Source organism: Actinomycetospora aeridis (assembly GCF_037400275.1).
Lineage (GTDB): Bacteria > Actinomycetota > Actinomycetes > Mycobacteriales > Pseudonocardiaceae > Actinomycetospora > Actinomycetospora aeridis.
Window position 1 is genome coordinate 230,605 of record NZ_JBBEGL010000002.1, and the last position, 25,164, is coordinate 255,768.

A 25,164-nucleotide genomic window follows, 5' to 3' on the forward strand; every position below is an offset into this window, starting at 1 on the left:
CGGCACGGTCACCGCAACCCCCTCCCCGTCAGGTCGATGAACACGTCCTCGAGCGTCGGCTCGCCCAGCTCGACCTGCGACACCGTCGCGCCGGCGTCGGCCACGGCGCCGAGCACCGGGGCGAGCGCCGCACCGGCCTCACCGTCCGCGCGCACCCGCAGCTGGGAGGCGGTCTCGTCGGACCGGTCCTCCACCCCCGCCACGCCCCGGACCTCCTTGATGCGCCCCTGCACCACCGCGACGTCCGCCCCGGTGAGCACGAGATCGATGGTGGCCTCACCCGGCAGGCCGGCGACCAGCGCCGACGGGGTGTCGAGCGCGAGGAGCTTGCCGTGGTCGACGATGCCCACGCGGTCGGCGAGCTTGGCCGCCTCGTCCATGTCGTGGGTGGTGAGCACGACGGTGACGCCCGACGCCGCGAGCTCGACGACCCGGTCGTGCACGAACAGCCGCGCCTGCGGGTCGAGCCCCGTGGACGGCTCGTCGAGGAAGAGCACCTGCGGGGCGTGCATGAGTCCGCGGGCGATGATCAGGCGCTGGGCCTGGCCGCCGGAGAGCTCGTCGGGGTTGGTGGTCGCCTTGTCGGTGAGGCCCATCCGCTCGAGCAGCTCGTCGGCCAGCGCACGCCGCTGCGACCGCGGCACGCCGTGGTAGGCGGCGTGCCACACGAGGTTGCCGCGGGCGTCGAGCGAGCGGTCGAGGTTGGGCCGCTGCGGGACGACGCCGAGCACCGCCCGGGCACCGACCGGGTCCCCCGCGACGTCGATGCCCGCGACCGTCGCCCGGCCCGAGGTCTTCCGCACGCGCGTGGTGAGGATGCCGACCGTGGTGGTCTTGCCCGCCCCGTTGGGGCCGAGCAGCCCGAACACCTCGCCGCGCCGGACCGCGAAGCTCAGCCCGTCGACCGCGGGCGTCGTGCTGCGCCCGTAGCGCTTCACCAGATCGGCCACCTCGACCGCGGGCGGCGCCTCCTCGATGCCGTCGGCGGACGACGGTCTCGTCGTGGCCTGCGTGCTCACCAGCGGTCCTCCCCGCGTCCCGAACCGTTCGGCGAACGCCGTCGCGACGCTACGCCGGGGGTCCGACACTCCTCTTGTCGATTTCGGCACCCAGCCTGCGACCTCGACGAAGGTCGAGGTCAAGAGTCGAGGTCACGAGGAGGAGGCGGGCACCGGCACGTGCACCAGGCGCGGCCCGGGGCCGGCGAACCCCCGCCGCACGGCCGCGCGCAGCTCGTCGACGGTGCCGACGCTCTCCGCCGGCACGCCGTAGGCCGCCGCGAGCGCGAGGTGGTCGATGGCCGGCAGGTCGAGGCCGGGGACCTTGGGGGTCTGCTCGCGCGACGCGAACCACTTGAGGATGGCGTACTCGCGGTTGTCCAGGACGAGCACCGTCACCCGGACCTGCAGCGACGCCGCCGTGGCGAGCGCCTGCACCGCGTACTGCAGCGAGCCGTCACCGATCGCGGCGAGCACCGGGCGCGCCGGGTCGGCGAGCCCCACGCCCACCGCCGCGGCGAGCCCGAACCCGAGCCCGCCCGACGCCGTGAAGTACGAGCTGCCCGGCGAGGTGATCGGCAGCCGGGCCTGCTGGGTGGCGCGGTGCGACGGCGCCTCGCTGACGAGCACGCCGCCGTCGGGCCACTCGTCGGCGAGCGTGGCGAAGACCTCCTCGGCGGTGAGGAGCCCGTCGCCCGCGGAGCGCGGCGGGTCGATCGCCGCCCGCGGCGGCACCGCGGCCCGGTCGGCCGGTCCGGGACCGACGCGCTCGAGGAGCGCGCGCACCGTCAACGCCGGGTCGGCGACGACGGCGTCGCCCATCGGCGCGCGGGCCGCCTGGTCGGCGTCGGCGGTGACGTGCAGCAGCCGGGTGCCCTCGGGCAGGAACGGGCCCGGCACGTACGGGTAGTAGCGGAACACCGCGGCGCCGATCACGAGGACGACGTCGTAGGGCTCGAGCGCCTCCGCGAGCGGCGCGATCGCCATCGGCAGCCCGCCGCGGAACTGCGGGTGGTCGGTGGGGAAGCCGACGCGGCCCTCGACGGGCGGGGCGAACACCGCGGCGCCCGTGCGCTCCGCGAGCGCGACGGCGTCGTGGAACCCGCCGGTGGCGTCGACGTCGCCGCCGACGACGAGCGCCGGCGCGTGGGCGCCGTCGAGGGCACGGACGATCGCGTCGAGGCCGGCGGGGTCCGGCGCTGCGCGCTGGTGCACCCGGCGGGCGACCAGGAGGTCGAGAGCCTCGGTGGCGGGGTCGAGCTCGGCGGACCAGTCGTCCATCGGGATCGACACGAACACCGGGCCCCACGGCGGCGTGGTGGCCGCGTGGATCGCGCGGGCCAGCACCGCGGGGACGTCCTGGGGGCGCGACGGTTCGAGGGAGAGCTTCACCGCGGGACGCGGCAGCAGCGTCGCGTCCGGGTTGGTGAGGAGCGCCTCGAGATTGATCATGGGCCGGACCTGCTGCCCGGCGGTGACGACGAGCGGCGCGCCGTTGGCCGCCGCGTTGACCAGCGCGCCGACGGCGTTGCCGACGCCCGGCGCGGTGTGCAGGTTGACCAGCGCGGGCCGCCCGGTCGCCTGGGCGTAGCCGTCGGCCATGCCCACGACCGCGGCCTCCTGCAACCCGAGCACGTAGCGGAAGTCGTCGGGGAGCTCGGAGAGCATGGGGAGCTCGGTGGACCCCGGGTTGCCGAACACCGTCGTCATGCCGTGGGCCCGGAACACCTCGAGCGAGGCCTCCCGGACGGTGGGTCCCGTCATCCGTGCGCTCTCCCGTCGATCGGCGTCGTCCGCGGTGACGACTCCTGACCGACGTGTACCCCTCAGCGGGGGCTGTGGAGACGCGAGATGCGGATGTGCACGTCGGGCAGCCCGTCGCCGTCGAACTCCCGCCGCATCTCCTCCGCGCGCAGTGTCGCCTCGACACCCTCGTACGGCCCGTGCGCGTCGAGCTCACCGGTCTCCGGGTCGAACACCAGGACGACGTACCCGTCGCACTCGTCCAGGTCAGCCGCCGCCGCGAGCAGGGCCGCCGATCGATCGTTCAGCACGCTGATCACCTCCACCTCGTGCATCGCCACCATGGGGCCCCGTGTGACACCTCGACGCGAAGTTGGCTCGTTCGGGTCACGAACACCAGCCGTCGGCGTGTCGAGTCGCCATGCGTTCGGACGCGTTGATCGAGATCGGTCGGCGTGTCCACCCGCGGGTGGATACGGTGCGGTGTCGTGGCCGCTGACGCACCCGTTCCTGCCGGGAATCCGTCGAACGAGGTCGTGCCGTTCGTCCTCGACGTCCCGGACGACCAGCTCGTTGACCTGCGAGAACGCCTCCGCCGGGTGCGGCTGCCCGAGCCCGCCACCGATCCGTCCCAGGGCATCGGCGTCGACGCCGTCACCGAGCTGTGCCGGGCGTGGCTCGAGGAGCACGACTGGCGACGCGTCGAGGACGAGCTCAACCGCCGCGGTCAGTTCCGCACCGCGATCGATGGTCTCGGTATCCACTTCTTGCACGTTCGGTCACCACGAAGTGACGCACAGCCACTGATCGTCACCCACGGGTGGCCCGGGTCGGTGATCGAGTTCCTGGACGTCCTCGACGCCCTCACCGACCCCGGCGACGACGCCTTACCGGCCTTCCACGTGGTCGCGCCGTCGCTGCCGGGCTACGGGTTCAGCGACAAGCCGACCGAGGCCGGCTGGGGCGTCGACCGGATCGCCGACGCCTGGGCCGCGCTGATGACGCGCCTGGGCTACGACCGCTTCCTCGCCCAGGGCGGCGACTGGGGCGCCATGGTCACGACGGCGCTCGCGGTCCGTCACCCCGAGCGCGTCGCGATGATGCACACGACGATGCCGCGGGCCGGGCGCCCGGAGGGCTTCGACGACGCGACGCTCGACGAGACCGAGCAGCGCTGGCTCGCCGAGGGCCGTGAGTTCGTGCGCGTGGGGTCGGGCTACTCCGGTCAGCAGCGGACCCGCCCCCAGACGCTGGGCTACGGGCTCGTCGACTCCCCCGCGGGCCAGCTCGCCTGGATCGCCGAGAAGTTCGTCGTGTGGACCGACGGCGACGGCTTCGGCGGCGTGCCCCGCGACCGGGTGCTCGACAACGCCACGGTCTACTGGCTGACCGGCTCGGGGGCGTCGTCGGCGCGGCTGTACTGGGAGAGCTTCGCCGGCGTCGACGTCACCAGCCCGGTCACCGTGCCGAGCGCGGTGTCGTACTTCCCCGCCGAGATGGTCAAGCTGCCCCGCGCCTGGGTCGAGGCCCGCTACACCGACCTGCGGTACTGGAACGCCCTGCCCGCCGGCGGCCACTTCGCGTCGCTCGAGGTCCCGCGCGACTTCGTCGACGAGCTGCGGGCGGCGTTCGCGCTCGCCTGACGAGAAGCAACGAACGCCCTATCGGCGTACTCAACCGGACGTTCGCTGCTACTAGGCGTCGAAAGTCCGCGTTCATCACGGCGTGAGCACGATCTTCCCGACGTGCTCGGCGCGCGCGAACTCCTCCTGCGCGGCGTGGATGTCGGCCAGGGCATGACGCCCGGCGATGCGGGGCCGGATGCGCCCGGCGACCGCGTCGGCGACGAGCTCGGCGAAGTGCGTCCTGGTGTGCATCGACGACCCGACGAGGCTGACGTTGTGCAGGTAGAGCCTGCGCAGGTCGAGGTCGACGGTGTGGCCGCCGATCGCGCCGGCGATCACCCACCGGCCGCCGTCGCGGATCCGGTCGAGCAGGGCCGGCAGCAACGGACCGCCGACGACGTCGACGACGGCGTCGAGCGGGCCGTCGGCCTCCTTCGCCACGGCGTCGGCGACCGCGACCGGGTCGGCGTCGCGCAGCACCACCCCGGCCGCACCGGCCTCGCGCAGCGCGTCCTCCTTGCCCGGCGCGGTCAGCGCCACGACGCGCGCACCCCGGGCCGCCGCGAGCTGCACCGCCGCGAGGCCGACGCCGCCGGAGGCCCCGGTGACGAGCACGGTCTCGCCCGCGGAGACCCGGCCGCGCGCCAGCATCCCCGCCGCGGTGCCGTAGGCGATCGGGAGGCAGGCGAGCTCCTCGTCCGACAGCGGGGAGTCGCCGACGTCGTGGGCGCGCGCGTCGAGGCAGACGACGTACTGCGCGAAGCCGCCGTCGGCCTCGCTGCCGAGCAGTCCTACCGGCCCGGCGTCCGGGCCCTCGCCGTCGTAGAACGCGTTGTCGACGACGACCCGGCGGCCGGCCCGCGCCGCGTCGACGCCCTCGCCGACCGCGGCGAGCTCGCCGGCGATGTCACCGCCCTGGATGCGCGGGAAGGTGATCGGTCCCCGCCAGCCCGCGAGTGCGTCCGGGTCGCCGGGCAGCCCGTAGGCGCCCCGCCGCGTCCAGAGGTCGGTGTTGTTCACCGCCGCCGCGGTGACCCGCACGAGCACCTCGCCCGGCCCGGGACGGGGTACCGGGACGGTCCGCAGCTCGAGGGCCTCCGGCCCGCCGTGGCGCGTGAGCACCGCGGCGTGCATCTCGTCCGGGATCGTCATGTCTCCTCCGACTTCACAGGTCTGTGAACTTCTGGAGCCGCAGAGTATGTTCACAGACCTGTGAAGGCAAGGGAGGCCCGATGACGACCCTTACGCCCGGGGCGCGGCGCATCCTCGACGTCGCCTCGGAGCTCTTCTACGCGCACGGGATCCACGCGGTCGGGGTGGACACCATCGCCGCGGAGTCCGGCGTCACCAAGCGCACGCTCTACGACCGCTTCGGCTCCAAGGACGCGCTCGTCGCGGCCTACCTGCGAGCGCGCGACGAGCGCTGGCGCGCGCGGGTCACGGCCGCCGTCGCGGCGGAGGACGAGCCCGTGCGCCGGACGCTGGCCCCGTTCGTGGTGCTCGAGGCGTGGGTCGCCGAGGCCACGTCCCGGGGCTGCGCCTTCGTCAACGCGTTCGCCGAGCTGGACGACCCCGATCACCCCGGCCGAGCGGTCATCGACGACGAGAAGCGGTGGCTGCGGGAGCTGTTCGTCGCCGAGCTCACCGCGGCCACCGTGCCCGACCCGGACGGGCTCGCGCTGCAGCTGCTCCTGCTGCACGAGGGCGCGCTGGTGACCCACGCCGTCGCCGCCGAGCCGGGGGCGCCGGCGGCGGCCGCGACCGCGGCGCGCCGGCTCGTGACGGCCGCGCTCAGCTGAGGCTGGCCACCGGGTCGGCGCGAGAGAGGGCCGGGTCGTCCGCGCGGAAGGTGCGGGCGCGGCCGGGGCCGGTGCTCGCGGTCTCGAAGCGCACGGTGACGCGCCCGTGCCCGCTGCCCTGCACCCAGCCGTGGCCGTGCTCGGGGTGGGCGACATCGTCGCCGGTGCGCCAGGCGCGGTCGGGTGCGGGCTCGGGCTCCTCCGGCGCCCCCACCGGCGCCGCGACGGGCTCGGGCGCCGGCGTCCCGGGGAACAGCGCCTCCTGCACCGCGGTGGTCAGGCCCGAGAACGAGACACCGACGAGGCGCACCCCGGCGTCGGGCAGGGCCGCGACCGCGAGGCGCTGGGCGGTGTCGGTGAGGGTGGCGAGATCGGTGGTGGCGTCGGGGTGCGTCTCGGCGCGGCTGGTGGTGCCGAACGACGCACTACGGATCTTCACGCTCACCGTGCGAGCGGCGCGGTGCGAGGCGACGAGCCGCTGGTGGGCCCCCTCGGCCAGCTCGGCGACGGCGGTGCGCACGGCACCCAGGTCGGAGAGGTCCTCGTCGAACGTGGTCTCCGCGCTGACCTGCTTGGCCTCGCCGCGCTCGACCAGCGGGCGGTCGTCGAGCCCGCGGGCCAGGCGGTGCAGCCCCGTACCGACCGCGGTGCCGAGCAGGGCCGTGACGTCGGTGAGGTCCATCGCGGCGAGCGCGGCGACGGTCTCGACGCCGCTGCGGTGCAACGTCGCCTCGGCCACCGGCCCGATGCCCCACAGCGCGCGGACCGGCAGCGGGTCGAGCAGGTCCCGCTCGCCGCCCTGAGCCACGACGCGGACGCCGTCGGGTTTGGCGAGCCCCGACGCGATCTTGGCGACCTGCTTGCCCGACCCCGCGCCGACCGACACCGCGAGGCCCGTGACCGCACGGACCTCCGCCCGCAGGCGCTCGGCGAAGGCGGCCACGTCGTCGGCGGCGGCGTCGGCGAGCGCCTCGGGCTCGGCGAAGGTCTCGTCGTAGGCGATCTGCTCGAGCACCGGCGCCCACGCCCGCACGACGCCGAAGAACCGCTCGGAGAGCACGCGGTACAGCGCGGTGCGCGGGGGCAGCGCCGTCGCGTGCGGGCACAGCCGCCGCGCCTGGCCCATCGGCATCGCCGAGCGCGCTCCGGACACCTTGGCCTCGCCGCTCGCGCCCGCCACGATCCCGCGCGGCCCGAGCCCGCCGACGAGCACCGGGCGTCCGCGCAGCGTGGGACGGGTCAGCTGCTCCGCGGACGCGAAGAACGAGTCGAGGTCGAGGTGCAGGACCCAGCGGGGCACGGGTTCAGGATGCCCCGAGGACCCACAGCTCGTCCGGGTGCTCCAGCACCACGTGCGCGCCCGCGGCCCGCAGCGTCCCGGCCGGCGCGCCGCCCCACGCCACCCCGACGGGCACGAGGCCGTGCGCGAGTGCCGCCGCCATGTCGCCCGCGCCGTCACCGAGCATCGGCGTGCCGGGAGCCGCCTCGAGGATCCCGAGCCCCAGCAGCGCCTCGCCCACCACCGCGTCCTTGCCGTCGAAGCGGCCGTCCACCCCGCGGCCGGCGACCGCGGTGAAGCACGCCCGCAGCCCGAGGTCGTCGAGCACCCGCCGCGCCACGGCCGTGCTCGCCGACGTCGCCACCGCGAGGTCCACCCCGCGCGCGTGCAGCGCCCCGACCAGCGCGACGACGCCGGGCGCCGGGCGGGACGTGCCGGGGACGGTGAGCGTGCCGTCGAGGTCGAACACGACGGCGGGGAACGGGGGCGTCACCGCGGCAGTCTCTCGGTGGGTTGGAGCAACGGGCGGTCGGGGACCCGCCGATCATGGGTTACGACGTCACGCAGGTACAGAAGTCGCTCGCCGGTTTCGACTACCCGGGCGGCCCTCAGGAGCTGGCCGACCACGCGAGCTCCAACGGCGCCGACCAGCAGCTGGTCGACACCATCAAGGGCCTCGACAAGGACCAGTTCGACGGTCCGAACGCGGTCATGTCGAAGCTGAGCGAGGCCGGGGTGCTGGGCGGCAGCAGCAGCTGAGCCGCCCGGAGACGAACGAACGGCGCTTTCGCTGCTTCCCAAGCAGCGAAAGCGCCGTTCGTTTCTCCGACCCGTGCGCACCCGGCCGCCGGCACTGCGCCGACAGGGCGCACGTCAGTGCGGCAGCGTCGGCAGACCTCGCTGCACCATGTCCCGGGCACCCTCCAGCGTCCCGTCGCCGACCCAGGAGTTCGGGTCGAGCTGGGAGACGTTCCAGCCCCCCGGACGCACCCGGGTCGAGTACAGGAACGTGTCCTTGTTCTCGACCCACTGGATCTCGTAGTCGATCGGGTCCGGTCCCTGCGAGCTCCAGCGCCACGCCGCGCCGGAGCCGCGCGACGTCTCGTGGATCTCGACGCCGTCCACCTCGATGGCCATGCCCACCCCTTCCGGCTCCGATGAGCCGATCGGCGCAGGAATCTACCGGCCGTCCGGGCCGACGAGCACGGCCGCTCAGGCGGCCGAGCGCGGTGCCCAACCCTCCCGGGTGAGGGCGCCGACGATGCGCACGGCCTCCCGCCGGTGCGCCTCGGCGCGGTGACTCGTCCAGCTCCACTGCTCGCACTCGGCGTGCAGGAGGTGGCAGACGACCGTCACCGCGTGCTCCCGGTCGTCGGCCGGGACCTCGGCGGGCCGCGGACGCGCGCCCGGGCGCATCAGCTGCGCGACGGGCGAGTGGGCGGGAACGACACTCATGGCGGACCTCCCCTGCGGCGGCCGATCGGCGTCGGCCGGCCCGGGTCGTGCGCAGCGGCGACCTCGACGCGTGCCCTGACCCGCCGAGCGTGACCGTTCGAGCACCCGCGGGAAACAGCAGGGCGACCCGGGCCACAGCCGCACGGCGGGACGTTCACCACAGCGGCGGAACCGCCGGTCCCGGCATGATGCTCCGCATGGCCACAGCAGAGCAGCCGACGGCCGGGTGGACCGTGGAGCTCGACACGACCCCGGGACGTCGTCAGGCGCAGGAGGAGTTCGTCCTGCACCACCCCGACGGCACCGACGAGCGCATCACGCTGCACGACTACGCGCGGGTGTACGACGTCCCCGGGCTGTACGAGGAGGTCGTGCAGCGCCGCCTCGAGTGCGCGTCGCCGGAGACCGTGGCCGCCGCGCTCGTCGAGGCCGCGACCGCCGAGGGGCGCGCCCCCGAGGAGCTGCGGGCGTTCGACCTCGGCGCGGGCAACGGCGTCGTCGGCGAGGAGCTCAGCACGCGGGGCGTCACGGTCGTCGCGGGCGCCGACGGCATCCCCGAGGCCCGCGACGCCGCCCATCGCGACCGGCCCGGCCTCTACCGGCACTACCTCGTCGGCGAGCGCCTCGACGTCGACCAGGTCACCGGCCTCGTCCGCGACGAGGAGCTGACCGCGATCGTCGCGGCCGGCGCGGTCGGCGAGGGGCACGTGCCGGTCGACTCGCTCGCGCAGCTGTGGGACGCGTTCCCGCCCGGGTCGTTCCTCGCCCTGACCCTGGCCGGTGGCGACAACGACCACGACATCACCGACGTCGAGGCGATGCTCGAGGCGACCAGCGCGTCCGCGCACCGGACCCGCACGGTCGTGCGCCGCAGCTTCCGGCACCGCCGCAGCATGGCCGGCGACGACCTGACCTACCTGGTGCTCGTCGCCGTCAAGGACTAGCCCCGTCTAGCCCCCGCCGCGGACCAGCACCAGCCGCGGGCGGATCGAGGGCGGCGCGACCGCCGGGCGGCTGGGCTGCGGGCCCGGCCGGGTGCCCTGGTGCGGGCCGCGCCGGGAGCGGCGGGTCCGCGCGGTCCCGACCAGCCCGGCGAGCTCGTTGACGAGGTCGTCCGCGAGCTCCTCGGACAGCACGCCACCGCCGGCGTAGTCGTCGAGCACGTCCAGCCCACGGCGCCACGGTGTCCCGTCCGGCGCCGGCGCGTCGTCGTACACGCCGTGCTCGTCGCTGATCATCGCCGGCGACGTTAGCCCTGGTGGCACGGCGTTCTCGCGCTCGATGAGCCCATGGAGTGACCACTCGACCGGAGCTGTCTGGGGCCACGCCCCGGCTCGGGATCACCTGTTCGCGGCGTGTCGGGCCCGGCGTGGCGGGATCCGCGGTCGGTGACGGACAGGTGCACCCTGCGTCCAGGTGGGCCACGATGATCCGGTGGAGAATCACACGACGCGACCCCACCACGTCGCCGTCGTCGGTTCCGGGCCGTCGGGGTTCTACGCCGCCGCCGCCCTGCTCGACGCGGATCTGGACGTGCGGGTGGACATGTTCGACCGGCTGGCGACCCCGTGGGGGCTGGTCCGCGCCGGGGTGGCCCCGGACCACCCGAAGATCAAGTCGGTGTCCGCGCAGTACGACAAGACCGCCGCCCGCGAGGGGTTCCGGTTCTTCGGGCACGTCGACCTCGGGCAGGACATCACCCGCGACGAGCTGCTCGAGCGCTACGACGCGATCATCTACGCGGTCGGGTCCCAGACCGAGCGCCGTCTCGGCATCCCCGGCGAGGACCTGGCCGGCAGCATCGCCTCGGTCGACTTCGTCGGGTGGTACAACGGCCACCCCGACTACGTCGACCTCGCCCCGCCGCTGGACACCGAGCGCGCGGTGGTGATCGGGGCGGGCAACGTCGCGCTCGACGTCGCCCGCATGCTCCTGCTCCCCGAGGCCGACCTGCGCGCCACCGACACCGCCGACCACGCCCTCGACGCCCTGGTCGGGTCCGCGGTCCGCGAGGCGGTCATCTGCGGGCGGCGGGGTCCGCGCGAGGCCGCGTTCACCACCACCGAGCTGCGCGAGCTCGGCGACATCGACGACCTCGCCGTCGCCGCCGACCCCGAGCAGGTCCCCGCCGGCATCGCCGACGACGACACGCTGCCCAAGACCACCCGGCGCAACCTGGAGATCCTGCGCAGCTTCGCCGAGCACGAGCCCGACCCGGCGGCCCGGCACCGCATGGAGTTCCGCTTCTACCGCTCCCCGGTCGAGATCCGTGGCGACGGACGCGTCGAGGAGATCGTGCTCGGCGTCAACCGGCTCGAGACCGGCGACGACGGCCGCACCCGCGCCGTCGACACCGGCGAGCGCGAGACCGTCCCGACCGGGCTCGTGCTGCGCGCCGTCGGCTACCGCGGGATGGCCCTGCCCGGGGTCCCGTTCGACGACGACACCGGCACCGTCCCGCACACCGAGGGCCGGATCGAGGGGGACGCGCACACCCGCGAGTACGTCGTCGGGTGGATCAAGCGCGGGCCCAGCGGGATCATCGGCACCAACAAGAAGGACGCGAACGAGACCGTCCGGCACCTCGTCGCCGACCTGGCCGACCGCGAGCCCCTCGCCGACGACGCCGAGCACCACGACACCATCGAGTCCTGGTTGCGCGAGCGCTGCCCCGACCTCGTCGACCAGGAGGGCTGGGCGGCGATCGACGCCCACGAGCGCGGCCGCGGCGAGCCCGACGGACGTCCACGGATCAAGGTCGTCGACCGCGACGAGCTGCTGAAGCTCTCCCGTCCCTGATCAGCCCATGTGAGCACTTTCCGGGCCTCTGGGCCCGGAAAGTGCTCACGTAGGTCGTGACCGGCACCTCTATGACCGCGACCACACCCGCGACTGCCCGGACATGGTGTTACCGCTACCTTGGGTATCACCTACCGCAGGTAACGGTGACCCCAGGTACGGCCAGGAGGAAAGATGACGACCGCGGAGCACGACACGCACCGGGCGGACGTCGCGAACCGGCTGCTCGACTCGTCCGACCAGCTCTCGTACGACCCGCTCCAGGAGGTGGACTGGGACGGCGACGTCGACCCGCTCCACCACGGCACCTCGCCGGAGTGGAGCACCCTCTACGGCACCGCCTACTGGGACGAGATGACCGAGGAGCAGCGCGCGGCACTGACCCGCCAGGAGGCGGCGTCCGTCGCGAGCACCGGCATCTGGTTCGAGATGATCCTGCAGCAGATGATGATCCGGGACTTCTACGCGAAGGACCCGACCGATCCGGCGTTCCAGTGGGCGCTCACCGAGATCGCCGACGAGTGCCGGCACTCGATCATGTTCGCCCGCGGCGCGAAGAAGCTCGGCGCTCCCGCGTACCGGCCGCCGCGCCACGTCGTCGAGGGCGGGCGCGTCTTCAAGACCCTCGCGAGGGGCGAGGCCGCCTACGCCGCGATCCTCGTGGCCGAGGAGGTCCTCGACGTCATGCAGCGCGACTGGATGCGGGACGAGCGCGTCGCCCCGTTCGCGCGCACGATCAACAACATCCACGTGGTCGAGGAGGCGCGCCACATGCGCTTCGCCCGCGAGGAGACCCTCGAGCGACTGCAGGGCGCGAGCGCGGCGCGCCGTCAGTTCAACGCGCTCGTCGTCGCCTTCGCCGGCTACTTCATCGTCACGAGCATGTGGAACGGCCAGGTCTACGAGAACGCGGGCCTCGACCCGAAGCGCGCCCGGCGCGAGGCCCGGCGCAACGAGAACCACCGCGCGCTGCTGCGCTCCAGCTGCGCCGGGCTCATGGAGTTCCTCTCCTCCGCCGGGCTGCTGACCCGCCCGGCCAAGGCGCTCTACCGCGCCGCGCACGTCCTGTAGGAGCCATGCCGTACGCGATCACGCAGCTCTGCTGCACCGACGCCTCGTGCGTGGCGGCCTGCCCGGTCAACTGCATCCACCCGACGCCCGACGAGCCCGACTTCGGGACGACGGACATGCTCTACGTCGACCCGCGGACGTGCATCGACTGCGGGGCGTGCGCGGAGGCGTGCCCGGTCGACGCCGTGCTGCCGGTCGAGATGCTCACCGGGTCCCTGGCGGACTACCCGGCGATCAACGCCGAGTACTTCGCGGGCACCGAGCCCGCCGCCCGCGCCGAGGGCTCGCCGCTGTTCCACGACTGGGGCCCGGTGACGTTCGACCGCGTCCTGCCGGCGGACTTCCCGCGCCTCGACGTCGCCGTCGTCGGGAGCGGGCCCGCCGGGATGTACGCCGTGCAGGACCTGCTGCTGCACACGACGGCCCGGGTGACGCTCTACGACCGGCTGCCGGTCGCCGGGGGCCTCGTGCGCTTCGGCGTCGCGCCGGACCACCCCGGCACGAAGCGGATCGGCGAGACCTTCGCCCGCTACCTCGACCACCACCGGCTGACGCTGCGTCTCGGTGTCGAGGTCGGCCGGGACGTCGGCACCGAGGAGCTGGCCCGTCGCCACGACGCCGTCGTCTACGCCGTCGGCGCCCCGACCGCGCGACCCCTGGGCGTGCCCGGCGAGGAGCTCGCCGGTCACCTGCCCTCGACCACCGTCGTCGGCTGGTACAACGGCCATCCCGAGGTCGCGGCGGACAGCGTGCCGCTCGACGCGGAGCGCGCCGTCGTGATCGGCACCGGCAACGTCGCGCTGGACATCGCCCGGATCCTCGCCGCCGACCCGTCGACCCTGGACGGGACCACGATCGCCCCCGCGGTCCTGGAACGCCTGCGCGCGAGCCGGATCCGGGAGGTCGTGGTGCTGGGTCGCCGCGGCCCGGAGGACGCCGCGTACACCCGCGGCGAGCTGCTCGCGCTGCTGCGACGCGACGACCTCCAGCTGGTCGTCGACGACCACGACCCGCGGGTCGGCGCGGCGATCGACGCCGCGGGCCCGGGTGACCACGCCGCCCTGCTGCGCGACGTGCCGCGACTCTCCGACGCTCCTGCCGGGGACGGCCGGCGCCGGATCGTCCTGCGCTTCCACGCGCCGACCGAGGCGCTGGTCGGCGACGACCGCGTCACCGCCGTGCGCGCCGGCGGCGTGGACCTGCCGGCAGGCCTCGTCGTGCGGGCCATCGGGCACCGCGGGCGACCGACGGCGGGGCTGCCGTTCGACGAGGAGACCGGCACCGTGCCGAACACCGCGGGGCGCGTGGACGGGCGGCCGGGGACCTACGTCGTCGGCTGGGTCAAGCGCGGCCCCGGCGGCGGCATCGGCACCAACCGCCGCGACGCCGCCGAGACCGTGGGCTCGCTGATCGAGGACGGCAAGAACGGCGTCGTCGGCGCCCGTCCCCGCCGCCCGAACCTCCTGCGCCGCCTCACCTCCATGTGAGCGAACTTTGGGCCTATAGGCCCAAAGTTCGCTCACATAGGTCAGGCCACCGCGATCCGGCACTCGGCGACGGCCTCGGGCGTCGCCAGTACCGCGGAGACGTAGAGGCCGACGTGGTGGCGGATCTCGGCGTCCAGGTCCCCCAGGCGGCGCAGGAACACCCCGCCCACGCCGCGGGTGCGGATGTCGGCGTCGATGTCCTCGGGCCCCACGGGGTCGACGTCGATCTCGACCGCGCCCGCCGCCGCGCGCCCGGTGAGACCGACGCGCACCACCAGGTCGACCTCGGCCGGGATGCGCCGGGAGCCGATGTCGACGGTGAGGTCCAGCGCGACCGGGACGCACACCACCACCCGGGCCAGGCCGTCGCGCCAGGCGGTCAGGCGGCCCACCGCGCCGGTGGCCGACGCGGACGCCATGTCGTGGGGGCCCGCGGGCACCGGGCCGAACGTCACGGTCGGGCCGATCAGCCCGCCGACGACGTCGACCGCGCGCTGGGGGGAGGCGACGGCCAGGACCGTGTCGAGGTCGAGACCGTGCGCGGCGGCCTCGCGCTCCGCGACCTCGCGGTCGCTCGCGGGCGCCATCAGCCGGCCGCCTCGAGCTCGCCCGCCGACTCCACCGCGAACGGCGGCGTGGAGGTGCCGGCGAGCCGGTAGCGCAGCCACGGGTCGATGTCGGACACCTCGCCGTCCGCCGCACCGTCCGGGGTGGTGACACGGGCCGGTCGCTTGCGGCCGTCGAGGGCCGCGTGCAGCTCCTCGTGCGCCGCCACGCGCCCGTACCAGTGGTAGCGGCCGTCGAGGGGCTCGAAGTGGCCGACGAGGGTGACCGCGACGGCGTACTCGGTGCCGTCGACCTCGAGGGTCGCGGGACCGGCGTAGCCGTCCTCGTCGTGATCGTGATCGTGGGTGCCGTCGTGCTCGGGTGCTGCCGCTGGCGTCATCGCTCCGGGCTCCTCACTGCTCGATCGGTACTCGTCCTGCTGTCCCCCGCCCGTAGCTGGACCACCTTGTTGATCTCGAGCGGGATGTTGGGGTCGATCGTGACGCCGTGCTGGCGGGCGAAGCCGTCGATGGCCGCCCACACGAGCGTCGTCAGGTACTCGGTGACGCTCTCCCGGCTCATCGACTGCCGGTCGAGCCACCACTCCGCGGTGTTCTGGACGAAGCCGACGACGCCGTGCGCCCACGGCTCGGCCGCCCCGGAGTCGAGACCGAAGGCGCGTAGATAGTCGCCGAGCATCGCCGACAGCGCCGTCGCGATGATCTCCTTGTCCTCGCGGACGACGTCGGAGCCGCGGCCGTCGATCGGCGTGTGCCGGGCCAGCACCCAGTAGAGGTTCGGGTAGTCGTCGATCGTCCCGAAGAAGGCGTCGATCGACTTGCGGATGCGCGGGAGGGGCGCCTCCTCGCTGTTCAGCGCCGGGATCAGCCGGTCGAGGAGGATCTCCGTCGCCCGCTCGCCCATCGCCTCGACGAGGTCGGCCTTGTCGGAGAAGTGGCGGTAGAGCACCGGCTTGGTGACGCCCGCCTCGACGGCCACCTGCTCGATGCCGAAGTCCGGGCCGACGTCGGCGAGGACCCGCATCGCCGCCTCGACGAACTCCGCGCGGCGCTGCGCACGGTGCTTCTCCCACCGGGTGCGACGCCCGTCACGCGAGGGGGCGTTCCCGGGGCGGTTCGGCTTGACATCGTCCGGCACGGGTCAGCACGCTACCACTGGTTACAGTTACCAGCGGTAAGACGTACACCAGGTGCGGGTTACCTCGTGTACGGGACACAGTAGCGGCCAGCGGGAGGACCCCAGCCATGAGCGCGCCCACGACGGAGCACAGGACTGCTGACCGTCATGCGACGGCCGAACGTCTCCTCAAGTCGTCCGCGAAGAAGTCGTACGACCCGTCGGTCGACATCGACTGGGACGCCCCCCTGCCCGCCGACCGGATCTGGGTGCCGGAGCACCGGGTGTCGCTCTACGGCACCGAGCTCTGGGAGCAGATGACGCCGGAGCAGCGCGTCGAGCTCGGCAAGCACGAGGCGTGCAGCGTCGCCTCGGTCGGCCTGTGGTTCGAGGTCCTGCTCATGCAGCGCCTGCTCAAGGACTTCTACGCCGAGGACCCGACCTCGCCGCGGGCGCAGTACGCGCTCACCGAGGTCGCCGACGAGTGCCGCCACTCGCAGATGTTCGCCCGCATGGTGCACACCGCGGGCGTCGAGCCGTACGGGCCGCAGGAGAAGATCCGCCAGCTCGGCAAGCTCTTCTCGGTGATCAGCTGGGGCCCGGCGGCCTACGGCGCGATCCTCGTCGCCGAGGAGGTGCTCGACCGGCTGCAGCGCGAGCAGGCGAACGACGAGCGCATCCAGCCGCTGATGCGCCAGGTCAACCGCATCCACATCATGGAGGAGGCGCGCCACGTCTCCTTCGCCCGCGACGAGGTCACCCGCGGGATGGCCGAGCTCTCCGGCGCCGAGAAGGCCTACCAGCGCTTCATCATCGCCTACATCTCGATGTTCGTGGTGCGCAGCCTGATCAACCCGAAGGTCTACGCGTCGGTCGGTATCGACCCCGCGGTGGGCCGCCGCGCCGCACTGGGCAACCCCCACCACCGGGAGATGTTCCGCTGGGCCGGCGAGAAGATCATGCCGTTCCTCGACGAGGCCGGGCTCGTGGGCCGTCCGGGCATGACCTGGTGGCGCAAGTCGTTCCTCCTGGGGGAGAACTGAGTCACGGGATCGAGAGGAGCGCGGTGGTGTCCGAACGCGTCGATCGCTTCACCACGCCCGACGGCACGCGGCTGAGGGTCGCCGACTCGGGAGACGGACCGGGGCCGACGCTCGTGCTGGTGCACGGGTGGTCGCAGGACCTCCGGACGTGGGACCGGGTGGTCGACGACCTGCGTCGCACCGGCGTGACCTCGCGGATCGTGCGCTACGACCACCGCGGTCACGGCGGGTCGGACAACGCCCCCGAGGGCACGGCCACGATCGGCACCGCCGCCGACGACCTCGCCGCCCTCCTGCGCGAGCGCGTCCCCGAGGGGCCGATCGTGCTCGCCGGCCACTCGATGGGCGGCATGTCGCTCATGGCGCTGGCCGAGCGGCACCCGGCGCTGGTCGCCGAGCGCGTCGTCGGCGTCGCCTTCGTCGCCACCGCGAGCGACGACATGGACATGCTCGACCTCGGTCTGCCGGGACGGCGCGGCCGTCTCGTCGCCCGCGGCGAGCACGTGCTCATCCCACTGACGGCCCGACTCGGCCACCGCGCCCCCGCCGGGGAGATCGGCGACGTCGGACGTGCCGGGAAAGCACGGCCGCGGGCCCGGGCGTCGGCGATCTCCGGGGTGGTCCGGGCGCTGGTGTTCGGGCGCCGGCCGCGGCGCGCCGACGTGCTGTCGGTGGCCGAGCAGGCGCTCGCGGCCCACCCGCCGAGCGTCGCGGCGTTCCGCCTCTCGATCGGCGAGCACCGCCGTCGCGGTGCCCTGACCGCCCTGGAGGGGACGCCGACCGTCGTCCTCGTCGGCGACCACGACCGCCTCTGCCCGCAGCGCCACGCCCGGGCGATCGCGTCGGCCCTGCCCGACGCGCGCCTCGTGCTGCTGCCCGGGGCCGGCCACATGATCAATCTGGAGCGGGCCGACGAGGTCGCCGCCCACGTCGCGGGCCTGCTCGCCGTGCCCGCGGCCGTCACGGACGTCATCACGATGGAGGAGGGCGCCCGTGTCGGGGTCTGACCGCGTGCACGAGGTGGTCGTCGTCGGCAGCGGCTTCTCCGGGCTCGGGCAGCTGCTCGCGCTGCGCCGCGCGGGGATCACCGACGTCGTGCTGCTGGAGAAGGCCGAGGCGCTCGGCGGCACCTGGCGCGACAACACCTACCCGGGCTGCGCGTGCGACATCCCGTCGCACATGTACTCGCTCTCGACCGACCCCAACCCGGACTGGTCGCGGTCGTACTCGCCGCAGCCCGAGATCCGCGCCTACCTCGAGGGCGTCGCCGACGACCACGACCTGCGCGGGCACGTCCGCTTCGGCCAGGAGATGACCGGCGCGACGTGGGACGAGGAGCGCCGGACGTGGACCGTCCACACCCGCGGCGGGCGCGACTGGACCGCGCGGTTCCTCGTCTCCGCACTCGGTGCGCTGCACCTGCCGAAGACGCCCGACCTGCCCGGCGCCGCGTCGTTCGCCGGTGAGTCGTTCCACTCGGCGCGCTGGGACCACGACGTCGATCTGCGCGGCAAGAAGGTCGCGGTGATCGGCACGGGGGCGAGCGCGATCCAGTTCGTGCCGCAGATCGCCGGGGTCGCCGCGGAGGTGCAGCTCTACCAGCGCTCCCCGGCGTGGGTGCTGCCCAAGGGCGACCACCCGCTGTCGTCGTGGCGGCGCACCTTCTTCGTCCGGCACCCGCGGGCGCACCGCGCGTACCGGGCGGCCATGTACGCCACGCTCGAGTCGCGGGCGGTCGGCTTCCAGACCAACCCGGCGCTGCTGCGGCCCGTCGAGTGGCTCGCGACCCAGCACATCAAGGCGTCGATCGACGACCCCGAGCTCGTCGCCAAGCTGACGCCCGACTACTCGATCGGCTGCAAGCGGGTCCTCGTCTCCAACGACTACTACCCCGCGCTCGCCCGCCCCGACGTCGACGTGATCACGGGTGGGGTGCGCGAGGTGCGGGGCTCGTCGATCGTCGACGGCGACGGCACCGAGCGGGACGTCGACGTGATCATCTACGGCACCGGCTTCCACGTCACGGACGCCTTCGACGGCCTCGAGATCACCGGACGCGGCGGGCGGACGCTGCGCGAGGTCTGGGCCGCCGGGGGGATGGCGACGCACCTGGGGATCACGGTCACCGACTTCCCCAACCTGTTCTTCCTCCTCGGACCCAACACCGGCCTCGCGCACAACTCCGTCGTCTTCATGATCGAATGCCAGGCGCGCTACGTCGCGCAGGCGATCTCGGCGGTGCACGCCACCGGGATGGGCGGGCTCGACGTGCGCGCCGAGGTGCAGCAGCGCTCCAACGCCGCCGTGCAGCGCCGCCTCGAGAAGGGGATCTGGACGCGCGGCGGGTGCACGAGCTGGTACCTCGACTCGGCGGGGGTCAACCGGACGATCTGGCCGGGCTTCACGGTCCGGTACTGGTGGGAGACCCGGCGCTTCGACCCGACCGACTTCGAGTTCTTCGGGCGCGCGGCCGACGCGGCCGAGGTGAGCGAGGCCGCCGAGGAGACCCGCGACCGCACCCCCGTCCCCGTGGCCTGATCACCCCTAGGGTCGGGGGGCGTGGAGCTGCCGCCGGACCTCGCCCGCCCGCTCGTCGCCGCCGGGGCGGTGTTCCGCGACGGTGCGGGGCGGGTGCTGCTCGTGCACCCCGTCTACAAGCCCGGCTGGGACGTCCCGGGCGGGATGGTCGAGACCGGCGAGTCGCCGGCCGTCGCGTGCCGCCGCGAGATCGCCGAGGAGCTCGGGCTCGACCGCGCCACGGGGCCGCTGCTGTCGGTCGACTGGACCCACGGCGACGGCTGGGACAAGCTCCTCTTCCTCTTCGACGGCGGCACGCTCGGCGACGACGAGCACCGCATCGTCCTGCAGGCCGAGGAGCTCGACCGCTGGGCCTGGGTGGCGACCGGCGACCTCGCCGAGCACCTGCCCCCGCCGCTGGCCCGACGCGTGGGCAGCACCGCCGCCGGCGCCGGCCCGTACCTCGAGCACGGCCTCATCCCCGGCTGCGGCGGATGAGCCCCTCCTGCACGACGCTGGCGACGAGCACGCCGTCGCGCGTGTAGAAGCGCCCGCTCGCGAGGCCCCGCCCGCCGCCGGCGCTCGGCGACTCCTGGACGTAGAGCAGCCACTCGTCGGCACGGAACGGGCGGTGGAACCAGACGGCGTGGTCGAGGCTCGCGAGGCTGACCTCGCCGGACGCCGCGCCGCCGACGACGTGCGGGAACACCGCCGCCTCGAGCAGCGTGAGGTCGCTGGCGTAGGTGAGGACGCAGACGTGCAGCAGCCGTCCGGCGGCCGACGAGGGGTCGGGCAGCTCGCCGTCGGCCCGGACCCACACGCGGTTGCTGGGGTCGCGGTCCTCGGTCTCGTCCCAGGGCGAGTGGTCGACGTAGCGGACGTCCAGCGGCCACGTCAGCCGCCGCCCCGTCGTCGTGTACGCGGGCCGGTCGCCCGGGACCGGGGCCATGTCGCGGCGCTGCAGCCCGTCGGGGCCGGGCGTCGCGGGCATCGGCGCCTGGTGCTCGACGCCCTGCTCGTCCCGTTGGAACGACGCGGACATCGTGAAGATCGTCTCGCCGTGCTGGACCGCCGTGACGCGGCGCGTGGTGAAGGAACGCCCGTCGCGGGTGCGGTCCACCTCGTACACGATCGGGGCGAACGGGTCGCCGGGGCGCAGGAAGTACCCGTGGAGGGAGTGCACGTCGCGGTCCTCGTCGACGGTGCGCCCGGCCGCGACCATCGCCTGCCCGGCCACCTGGCCGCCGAAGACCCGCAGCAGCGACTCCCGAGGGCTGCGACCTCGGAAGATGTCGCGCTCGATGCGCTCGAGGTCGAGCACGTCGTCGACGAGCTCCCGCAGCGCCTGCCCCATGTCGCGTCCTCTCCTGGCCCGGAACGCCGGACATCGTCGCGCACGTCCGGCCCAACGCGCGTCCGGGCGGACGTCACCCGCCGCGAGCGTGGCCGTCGCTACATCGCGCCCCCCGTTCGAGGGTCATGATCGGCACCCTCGTCGACGCCCGGAGCACCCACTGGGCCGTCCGGGGCGGAGAAGCGCCCCGTTCGGGGCACGGAATCGGCGGCCACGACCGGCTCTGTGAGCACTCAGTGTCACCAAATCCGGCCGTTTGAATTCTCTGCGTAACCGGCCCGTGACCGCCTCGTTGAGACCTGCGACGTCACCCCCAGGGCCGATCAAGCCCGGGGCGGTGGCCGCTCGGGGACACACCGTCCGCAGTCCGTGCCCGCCGCAGCGGGCGGACCCATCCGGTGGTCCCGCTCCCCCGACAAGGTTCTTCGAGGAGTTCATGTGATCAAGAAGCTGGGTGTCGTGACCGTCGGCGTGGCCGCCGGGCTCATGGTCGCCGCACCGTTCGCCTCCGCCACCGAGGGTGGCCACGGCCACGAGCACAAGAGCTCCGGCTCCTGCAACATCAACGGCGGCAACGCCGAGGCCAACGGCGGCGTCGAGGGCGACGCCCTCGCCGACGCCCTCGCGCAGGCCCCGGTGGGCGCGAACGCGCTCAACCTCGTCTGCAGCCAGGTGCTGAACGACAACCTCAGCGGCAACGCGGTCGACGTCTCGATCGGCGACGGCCTCGACCTGCCCATCGAGATCCCCGACCTGGGCCTCCCCGGCACGGCGACGCCGGAGCCCGAGGTCTCCTGAGACCCCTCGTCGTGACCGGGGAACCGGCACGACGGGCTGGGAGCGGGCCGCCACGCGGTGGCCCGCTCCCGGCGGCCGAACCGTCCCCGATGCGGCCGCCTCGCACCGACACACAGCAGTACTGACTCACCCTCTGGGAGAAGCGCGTGTTCAAGAAGGTCGGCATGGTCACCGTGGGCATCACGGCAGGTCTGCTCGCGGCGGCGCCGCTCGCGTCGGCCGGCGAGGCCCCGCACGACAGCGACCACAAGCACAGCCACGGTGACCACCACGGCAAGAAGAAGCACGGCGGCGACGACTGCAACATCAACGGCGGCAACGCCGTCGCCAACGGCGGCATCGGTGGCGACGCCGCCGCCGGCGCGCTGGCGCAGGCGCCGGTCGGCTCCAACATCGGCAACATCGTCTGCAGCGACATCCTCAACGACAACCTCAGCGGCAACACCCTCTCGGTCAGCCTGCTGGGCGACGACGACGAGGACGAGGAGGCCGTCACGGCCTCCGACGCCGGCGACGGTGCCGGTGAGGGTGCCGGCACGGACGCCGCCGACAACCCGGCCGCGGCGCTCGCCGGGCAGGACCTGGCGCTCTGAGCCACAGCTCCACCCACCTCGGCCCGGCCATCCGATCGGTGGCCGGGCCGACGTGTTTTCGCAGGTAGATCGCCCGATCGGGGGCGATCGGCCCGCACCGGATCACAAGAACACCACAAGCTCGTTGGGCCGTTCGAGGCGTCGTGCCGCGCTCCTCGCGTTCCCGGCGGCACTGCGTCACTCATCCCCCGACATCTCTGGAGTACCTCGTGCTGAAGAAGCTGGGCCTCGTCACGGTCGGCGTCTCCGCCGTCCTCGTGTCCGCCGCGCCGCTCGCCTCCGCCCACGAGTCGTCCGGCGGCGACTGCAACCTCGACTCGGAGCACGGCGACTACGGCGTCGAGCGCTGCAGCACCGTCGGTGAGGGCAACGGCCAGGGCAACACCCTCAACGGCGTCGAGCTGCCCGTGCCGGACGCACCGGCGCTGCCCGAGCTGCCGCCGCTGGGCGACATCCTCGGCTCGCTGCCCGACCTGTCGAACGTGCCGATCCAGATCTGAGGTCGCCACGACGACGGGCCCGGTCCACCGCACGGTGGACCGGGCCCGTTCGTGTGTCCGGGGTCAGCGCCCGGCGGGCACCGCGGCGGCGGTCGCGCTCAGCACGACGTCGTGCACGACCTCGCCGTCGAGGGCGACCGGGACGACGGTGGGCTCGGCGTGCCCGTGGACGTCGTCGCGGCCCCGGGCGAGCAGGAGGCCGGTCCCGCCCCGTGTCGCGCCCAGCTCGAGCCGGTAGTCCCCGTCGGCCCCCGCCTCGGCGCGCCCGAGCTGGTGGCCGTCGGGGTCGATGAGGGTGACGACGGCCCGGCGCGGCCGCCCCTCCCCGTCGCGCACGATCCCCCGCACCGACGGTCCGGCCGTGTCAGCGGCGTGGCGCCGCTGACGTCCAGTGTCCGTATCGCCACGTCGATCACCGAGCTCGGCGCCGTCGGGCACCACGACGACCGGGCAGGGCCCGTCGGTCCAGAGGGTGCGGTCGGCGCTCGGCGCGGCCAGGGCCGCGAGCGCCCCGCCCCGCGGCGGGCCGACGACGACGGCGCGGGCGTGGTGGCGCCGGACCACCGCGACGAGCTCGCCGCCGACGTCGTGACTCCCGGCCGGCGCGAGCGTCTCGACCGACACGGCACCGCCGACGGCCTCGCGCGCCGCCGCGACCGACGCCTCGAGGCCCGGCCCGCCGTCGGCGTCCGAGGCGGCCGCGGCGTCGACCACCGCGCTCTCTGGCACGTGCACGACCACGAGCGGGGCGTCCAGCAGCGTCGCGAGCCGGCCGCCGGCCGCCGCGACCGCCGGAGCGTGGGTCGCCCCGTCGACCGCCACCAGGACGGGGCGCGACGGCGGCTCGTCGGACGGCTCCCCGGACGGCTCTCCGGACGGCTCCTCGGAGACCGCCACCTCCCCGGTCTCCACGCGGCGCAGCAGCCGGTGGGCGGTCGCGAGGATCAGGATGCCGACGGCGACGACGCCCGCGCCGACCCAGAACGGCGTGTCCGGCAGGAACGCCTCGGCGAGGAGCCCGGCGACCCACGGGGCGAGCCCGCCGCCGAGGAAGCGCACGAAGCTGTACGACGCCGACGCGACCGGCCGCTCCACCGGCGCGACGGACATGACGGCCTGGGTGACCAGGGTGTTGTTGAGCCCGATCATCGCGCCCGCGACGATCACGGCGCCGATGACGACGCCGGGGCTGTCGTTCCAGAACGCGATCACCGCGAGGTCGACGGCGAGCAGCCCGAGCACGAAGTACAGCACCCGCACGGTGCCGAAGCGCCGCTCGAGCGCCGGGGCCACGAACACCGCGAAGATCGCGACGAGGACACCCCACGCGGTGAAGACCCCGCCGAGCTGCAGCTCGTCCAGCCCGCCCATGGAGTACGGCGAGTACGCGAGCAGCGTGAAGAAGCCCCAGTTGTGCGCGGCCCATGCACTCTCGCGCACAACCGCACCCCGACGTGCGTTTCGCCCCACGTGCCTGCGCGCTCGTTCCCTAGTGAATCGCGCCTCGCGCGCTTCGTGCGCGCTCGCTCTTGTCGAGTAGGTGTCGCCCGTGGTTCGGTGCTGTGCGCAGGTATCGCACAGACGCACAGACATCGACAGAGGGAGTCGTCGCGATGCTCGACCTCGAGAAGTACCCGGCGCTGTTAACGACCGCTGAGGTCGCGGAGGCCACCGGCCTCAGCGTCCGGCGCATCCGGACGATGATCGCTTCCGGTGAGCTGCCCTACCGCAACGCCGGTCGAGCCATCCTCGTGCCGAAGTCGGTCATGTCCGAGGTGTTCGAGCCGACCCTGGCCGGCGCGAAGCTTGCTCGAGCGGCCACGTCCGACGCCAGCTCGTGACCTCCACCGAAGCGCTCGTCGTGTGGATCGCCGCCCAGCGTGGAGCGTCTGCCTGCGACGGGGTCGACCGACCGCCGATCCTCGTCATCGACTCGACCTCCGACGAGCCGCTGCTCCCGCTCGGCATCGCTGAAGCGGACGAGGGTGCCTGGCGCTCGGACCTGAGATGGACGGCGCTGTACCTCTTCCTCGACGCCGCGGCCTCGCCGCTCTACGTCGGTGTCAGCGCGGTGCCCGACCAGCGGCTCGTCGAGCACCTCGGCTCGCCGTTCGCGCCCGACGCGGCGGCCGTGGTCGTGAAGTGGTTCAGCCTGCGCACGCTGGCGCTGATCCAGGAGACCGCGCTGATCGACTGGTACGCGCCGCCGTACAACCGGAGCCGCGACGCCGAGCCCCGAACCCGCCCGGCCCACCTCGCCGTCCTGGTGACGCCCCGGGGCTCGCGCCTGCACCCCTACGAGCTCGCACTGCGACCTCCGTCTGATCTGTCCGCTCGGCGCAGTCCTAGTCGGATACGACGGATGCGGTAGTGAGCTACCGGTCCGTATGCGTAGGGTCCTAGGGGCTACTCAGCGGAAC

At 73.9% G+C, this 25,164-nt stretch carries 30 protein-coding genes; 16 read left to right on the top strand and 14 right to left on the bottom strand.

The genetic code is table 11. The features are described from left to right. Window positions 1–8 precede the first annotated feature (8 nt). The 3 genes from WCD41_RS06375 to WCD41_RS06385 all read right to left on the bottom strand — a co-directional run bounded on the left by WCD41_RS06375 (window position 9) and on the right by WCD41_RS06385 (window position 3,085). Window positions 9–1,019: an ABC transporter ATP-binding protein gene (locus WCD41_RS06375; protein WP_337712558.1), complete on the bottom strand. Its 1,011-nt coding sequence runs from the start codon at window positions 1,017–1,019 to the stop codon at window positions 9–11. A gap of 132 nt (window positions 1,020–1,151) precedes the next feature. Further along, window positions 1,152–2,762, bottom strand: a complete 1,611-nt coding sequence (gene mdlC, locus WCD41_RS06380; protein WP_337712559.1) for a benzoylformate decarboxylase — start codon at window positions 2,760–2,762, stop codon at window positions 1,152–1,154. Window positions 2,763–2,824: 62 nt separating this feature from the next. Next, window positions 2,825–3,085 carry a hypothetical protein gene (locus tag WCD41_RS06385; RefSeq protein WP_337712560.1) on the bottom strand — a complete coding sequence of 87 codons (261 nt, stop codon included), beginning with the start codon at window positions 3,083–3,085 and terminating at the stop codon, window positions 2,825–2,827. A gap of 144 nt (window positions 3,086–3,229) precedes the next feature. Here WCD41_RS06385 and WCD41_RS06390 point away from each other — a divergent pair, with 144 nt between their 5' ends. Next, window positions 3,230–4,384, top strand: a complete 1,155-nt coding sequence (locus WCD41_RS06390) for an epoxide hydrolase family protein (protein WP_337712561.1) — start codon at window positions 3,230–3,232, stop codon at window positions 4,382–4,384. Between the two features lie 75 nt (window positions 4,385–4,459). On the opposite strand, the gene WCD41_RS06395 is transcribed toward WCD41_RS06390, so the two are convergent. Next, entirely contained in the window at window positions 4,460–5,518 is a 1,059-nt protein-coding gene (locus WCD41_RS06395; protein WP_337712562.1) for a zinc-binding dehydrogenase, read from the bottom strand. 80 nt (window positions 5,519–5,598) lie between these two features. Here WCD41_RS06395 and WCD41_RS06400 point away from each other — a divergent pair, with 80 nt between their 5' ends. Next, window positions 5,599–6,165, top strand: a complete 567-nt coding sequence (locus WCD41_RS06400) for a TetR/AcrR family transcriptional regulator (RefSeq protein WP_337712563.1) — start codon at window positions 5,599–5,601, stop codon at window positions 6,163–6,165. Here the strand turns inward: WCD41_RS06400 and WCD41_RS06405 are convergent. Together WCD41_RS06405 and WCD41_RS06410 are read right to left on the bottom strand one after the other, a co-directional pair. Further along, entirely contained in the window at window positions 6,158–7,465 is a 1,308-nt protein-coding gene (locus tag WCD41_RS06405; protein WP_337712564.1) for a DNA polymerase IV, read from the bottom strand. The genes WCD41_RS06400 and WCD41_RS06405 overlap by 8 nt on opposite strands. A gap of 4 nt (window positions 7,466–7,469) precedes the next feature. Continuing rightward, on the bottom strand, window positions 7,470–7,937 hold the full coding sequence (locus tag WCD41_RS06410) for an HAD family hydrolase (RefSeq protein WP_337712565.1): 468 nt from the start codon (window positions 7,935–7,937) through the stop codon (window positions 7,470–7,472). Between the two features lie 53 nt (window positions 7,938–7,990). On the opposite strand from WCD41_RS06410, the gene WCD41_RS06415 reads away from it, so the two are divergent. After that, complete coding sequence (locus WCD41_RS06415; RefSeq protein ID WP_337712566.1) at window positions 7,991–8,203, top strand: DUF2795 domain-containing protein; 213 nt, start codon at window positions 7,991–7,993, stop codon at window positions 8,201–8,203. A gap of 114 nt (window positions 8,204–8,317) precedes the next feature. Here WCD41_RS06415 and WCD41_RS06420 read toward each other — a convergent pair whose 3' ends face one another. Continuing rightward, complete coding sequence (locus tag WCD41_RS06420) at window positions 8,318–8,581, bottom strand: hypothetical protein (protein WP_337712567.1); 264 nt, start codon at window positions 8,579–8,581, stop codon at window positions 8,318–8,320. Window positions 8,582–8,656: 75 nt separating this feature from the next. Continuing rightward, window positions 8,657–8,899 (bottom strand): hypothetical protein, encoded by a 243-nt coding sequence (locus WCD41_RS06425; RefSeq protein ID WP_337712568.1) that lies wholly within the window; start codon window positions 8,897–8,899, stop codon window positions 8,657–8,659. 197 nt (window positions 8,900–9,096) lie between these two features. On the opposite strand from WCD41_RS06425, the gene WCD41_RS06430 reads away from it, so the two are divergent. Continuing rightward, window positions 9,097–9,843 (top strand): class I SAM-dependent methyltransferase, encoded by a 747-nt coding sequence (locus WCD41_RS06430; RefSeq protein ID WP_337712569.1) that lies wholly within the window; start codon window positions 9,097–9,099, stop codon window positions 9,841–9,843. Between the two features lie 6 nt (window positions 9,844–9,849). On the opposite strand, the gene WCD41_RS06435 is transcribed toward WCD41_RS06430, so the two are convergent. Beyond that, on the bottom strand, window positions 9,850–10,137 hold the full coding sequence (locus WCD41_RS06435) for a hypothetical protein (protein ID WP_337712570.1): 288 nt from the start codon (window positions 10,135–10,137) through the stop codon (window positions 9,850–9,852). Between the two features lie 196 nt (window positions 10,138–10,333). On the opposite strand from WCD41_RS06435, the gene WCD41_RS06440 reads away from it, so the two are divergent. The 3 genes from WCD41_RS06440 (at window position 10,334) to WCD41_RS06450 (ending at window position 14,256) form a co-directional block, all read left to right on the top strand. Continuing rightward, window positions 10,334–11,698: an FAD-dependent oxidoreductase gene (locus tag WCD41_RS06440; RefSeq protein ID WP_337712571.1), complete on the top strand. Its 1,365-nt coding sequence runs from the start codon at window positions 10,334–10,336 to the stop codon at window positions 11,696–11,698. A 174-nt stretch (window positions 11,699–11,872) separates the two neighbouring features. Further along, the gene (locus WCD41_RS06445) at window positions 11,873–12,769 is read left to right on the top strand and encodes an AurF N-oxygenase family protein (protein ID WP_337712572.1); all 897 of its coding nucleotides are present in this window, start codon (window positions 11,873–11,875) and stop codon (window positions 12,767–12,769) included. 5 nt (window positions 12,770–12,774) lie between these two features. Continuing rightward, window positions 12,775–14,256 carry an FAD-dependent oxidoreductase gene (locus tag WCD41_RS06450; protein ID WP_337712573.1) on the top strand — a complete coding sequence of 494 codons (1,482 nt, stop codon included), beginning with the start codon at window positions 12,775–12,777 and terminating at the stop codon, window positions 14,254–14,256. A 41-nt stretch (window positions 14,257–14,297) separates the two neighbouring features. Here WCD41_RS06450 and WCD41_RS06455 read toward each other — a convergent pair whose 3' ends face one another. Genes WCD41_RS06455 through WCD41_RS06465 form a run of 3 tightly spaced genes read right to left on the bottom strand, consistent with a single transcriptional unit; the run spans window position 14,298 to window position 15,960 of the window. Further along, window positions 14,298–14,843: a hypothetical protein gene (locus tag WCD41_RS06455; RefSeq protein ID WP_337712574.1), complete on the bottom strand. Its 546-nt coding sequence runs from the start codon at window positions 14,841–14,843 to the stop codon at window positions 14,298–14,300. After that, a complete protein-coding gene (locus WCD41_RS06460) occupies window positions 14,843–15,202 on the bottom strand; it encodes a DUF4873 domain-containing protein (protein ID WP_337712575.1) in 360 nt (119 codons plus the stop codon). The genes WCD41_RS06455 and WCD41_RS06460 overlap by 1 nt, the downstream gene beginning before the upstream one ends. Next, entirely contained in the window at window positions 15,199–15,960 is a 762-nt protein-coding gene (locus WCD41_RS06465) for a TetR/AcrR family transcriptional regulator (RefSeq protein WP_337712576.1), read from the bottom strand. The genes WCD41_RS06460 and WCD41_RS06465 overlap by 4 nt, the downstream gene beginning before the upstream one ends. A 107-nt stretch (window positions 15,961–16,067) precedes the next feature. On the opposite strand from WCD41_RS06465, the gene WCD41_RS06470 reads away from it, so the two are divergent. The 4 genes from WCD41_RS06470 to WCD41_RS06485 are packed head-to-tail and all read left to right on the top strand — an operon-like array spanning window position 16,068 to window position 19,997. Beyond that, complete coding sequence (locus WCD41_RS06470; RefSeq protein ID WP_337712577.1) at window positions 16,068–16,982, top strand: AurF N-oxygenase family protein; 915 nt, start codon at window positions 16,068–16,070, stop codon at window positions 16,980–16,982. Window positions 16,983–17,008: 26 nt separating this feature from the next. Next, complete coding sequence (locus WCD41_RS06475; protein WP_337712578.1) at window positions 17,009–17,989, top strand: alpha/beta fold hydrolase; 981 nt, start codon at window positions 17,009–17,011, stop codon at window positions 17,987–17,989. After that, window positions 17,976–19,520, top strand: a complete 1,545-nt coding sequence (locus tag WCD41_RS06480) for a flavin-containing monooxygenase (RefSeq protein WP_337712579.1) — start codon at window positions 17,976–17,978, stop codon at window positions 19,518–19,520. The genes WCD41_RS06475 and WCD41_RS06480 overlap by 14 nt, the downstream gene beginning before the upstream one ends. A 21-nt stretch (window positions 19,521–19,541) precedes the next feature. After that, the gene (locus WCD41_RS06485; protein WP_337712580.1) at window positions 19,542–19,997 is read left to right on the top strand and encodes an NUDIX domain-containing protein; all 456 of its coding nucleotides are present in this window, start codon (window positions 19,542–19,544) and stop codon (window positions 19,995–19,997) included. Here the strand turns inward: WCD41_RS06485 and WCD41_RS06490 are convergent. Then, window positions 19,975–20,853: an acyl-CoA thioesterase gene (locus WCD41_RS06490; protein WP_337712581.1), complete on the bottom strand. Its 879-nt coding sequence runs from the start codon at window positions 20,851–20,853 to the stop codon at window positions 19,975–19,977. The two genes, WCD41_RS06485 and WCD41_RS06490, sit on opposite strands and share 23 nt — an antisense overlap. A gap of 438 nt (window positions 20,854–21,291) precedes the next feature. Between WCD41_RS06490 and WCD41_RS06495 the strand changes: the two genes are divergently transcribed. The 3 genes from WCD41_RS06495 to WCD41_RS06505 all read left to right on the top strand — a co-directional run bounded on the left by WCD41_RS06495 (window position 21,292) and on the right by WCD41_RS06505 (window position 22,744). Continuing rightward, the gene (locus WCD41_RS06495) at window positions 21,292–21,651 is read left to right on the top strand and encodes a hypothetical protein (protein WP_337712582.1); all 360 of its coding nucleotides are present in this window, start codon (window positions 21,292–21,294) and stop codon (window positions 21,649–21,651) included. A gap of 146 nt (window positions 21,652–21,797) precedes the next feature. Next, a complete protein-coding gene (locus tag WCD41_RS06500) occupies window positions 21,798–22,244 on the top strand; it encodes a hypothetical protein (protein WP_337712583.1) in 447 nt (148 codons plus the stop codon). Between the two features lie 209 nt (window positions 22,245–22,453). Then, complete coding sequence (locus tag WCD41_RS06505; protein ID WP_337712584.1) at window positions 22,454–22,744, top strand: hypothetical protein; 291 nt, start codon at window positions 22,454–22,456, stop codon at window positions 22,742–22,744. 63 nt (window positions 22,745–22,807) lie between these two features. Here the strand turns inward: WCD41_RS06505 and WCD41_RS06510 are convergent, their stop codons facing one another. Then, complete coding sequence (locus tag WCD41_RS06510) at window positions 22,808–24,184, bottom strand: MFS transporter (RefSeq protein WP_337712585.1); 1,377 nt, start codon at window positions 24,182–24,184, stop codon at window positions 22,808–22,810. Window positions 24,185–24,357: 173 nt separating this feature from the next. On the opposite strand from WCD41_RS06510, the gene WCD41_RS06515 reads away from it, so the two are divergent. Then, complete coding sequence (locus tag WCD41_RS06515; RefSeq protein WP_337712586.1) at window positions 24,358–24,585, top strand: helix-turn-helix domain-containing protein; 228 nt, start codon at window positions 24,358–24,360, stop codon at window positions 24,583–24,585. Further along, complete coding sequence (locus WCD41_RS06520) at window positions 24,582–25,115, top strand: GIY-YIG nuclease family protein (RefSeq protein WP_337712587.1); 534 nt, start codon at window positions 24,582–24,584, stop codon at window positions 25,113–25,115. Before WCD41_RS06515 ends, WCD41_RS06520 begins: the two co-directional genes overlap by 4 nt. Window positions 25,116–25,164: the final 49 nt, after the last annotated feature.

What these genes read in the sequence shown, in the direction of transcription:
- mdlC (WP_337712559.1), bottom strand. Translation starts at nt 2,762, where the DNA reads ATGACGGGACCCACCGTCCGGGAGGCCTCGCTCGAGGTGTTCCGGGCC.
- WCD41_RS06385 (WP_337712560.1), bottom strand. Translation starts at nt 3,085, where the DNA reads ATGGTGGCGATGCACGAGGTGGAGGTGATCAGCGTGCTGAACGATCGA.
- WCD41_RS06395 (WP_337712562.1), bottom strand. Translation starts at nt 5,518, where the DNA reads ATGACGATCCCGGACGAGATGCACGCCGCGGTGCTCACGCGCCACGGC.
- WCD41_RS06400 (WP_337712563.1), top strand. Translation starts at nt 5,599, where the DNA reads ATGACGACCCTTACGCCCGGGGCGCGGCGCATCCTCGACGTCGCCTCG.
- WCD41_RS06415 (WP_337712566.1), top strand. Translation starts at nt 7,991, where the DNA reads ATGGGTTACGACGTCACGCAGGTACAGAAGTCGCTCGCCGGTTTCGAC.
- WCD41_RS06420 (WP_337712567.1), bottom strand. Translation starts at nt 8,581, where the DNA reads ATGGCCATCGAGGTGGACGGCGTCGAGATCCACGAGACGTCGCGCGGC.
- WCD41_RS06425 (WP_337712568.1), bottom strand. Translation starts at nt 8,899, where the DNA reads ATGAGTGTCGTTCCCGCCCACTCGCCCGTCGCGCAGCTGATGCGCCCG.
- WCD41_RS06430 (WP_337712569.1), top strand. Translation starts at nt 9,097, where the DNA reads ATGGCCACAGCAGAGCAGCCGACGGCCGGGTGGACCGTGGAGCTCGAC.
- WCD41_RS06435 (WP_337712570.1), bottom strand. Translation starts at nt 10,137, where the DNA reads ATGATCAGCGACGAGCACGGCGTGTACGACGACGCGCCGGCGCCGGAC.
- WCD41_RS06445 (WP_337712572.1), top strand. Translation starts at nt 11,873, where the DNA reads ATGACGACCGCGGAGCACGACACGCACCGGGCGGACGTCGCGAACCGG.
- WCD41_RS06450 (WP_337712573.1), top strand. Translation starts at nt 12,775, where the DNA reads ATGCCGTACGCGATCACGCAGCTCTGCTGCACCGACGCCTCGTGCGTG.
- WCD41_RS06455 (WP_337712574.1), bottom strand. Translation starts at nt 14,843, where the DNA reads ATGGCGCCCGCGAGCGACCGCGAGGTCGCGGAGCGCGAGGCCGCCGCG.
- WCD41_RS06460 (WP_337712575.1), bottom strand. Translation starts at nt 15,202, where the DNA reads ATGACGCCAGCGGCAGCACCCGAGCACGACGGCACCCACGATCACGAT.
- WCD41_RS06470 (WP_337712577.1), top strand. Translation starts at nt 16,068, where the DNA reads ATGAGCGCGCCCACGACGGAGCACAGGACTGCTGACCGTCATGCGACG.
- WCD41_RS06490 (WP_337712581.1), bottom strand. Translation starts at nt 20,853, where the DNA reads ATGGGGCAGGCGCTGCGGGAGCTCGTCGACGACGTGCTCGACCTCGAG.
- WCD41_RS06515 (WP_337712586.1), top strand. Translation starts at nt 24,358, where the DNA reads ATGCTCGACCTCGAGAAGTACCCGGCGCTGTTAACGACCGCTGAGGTC.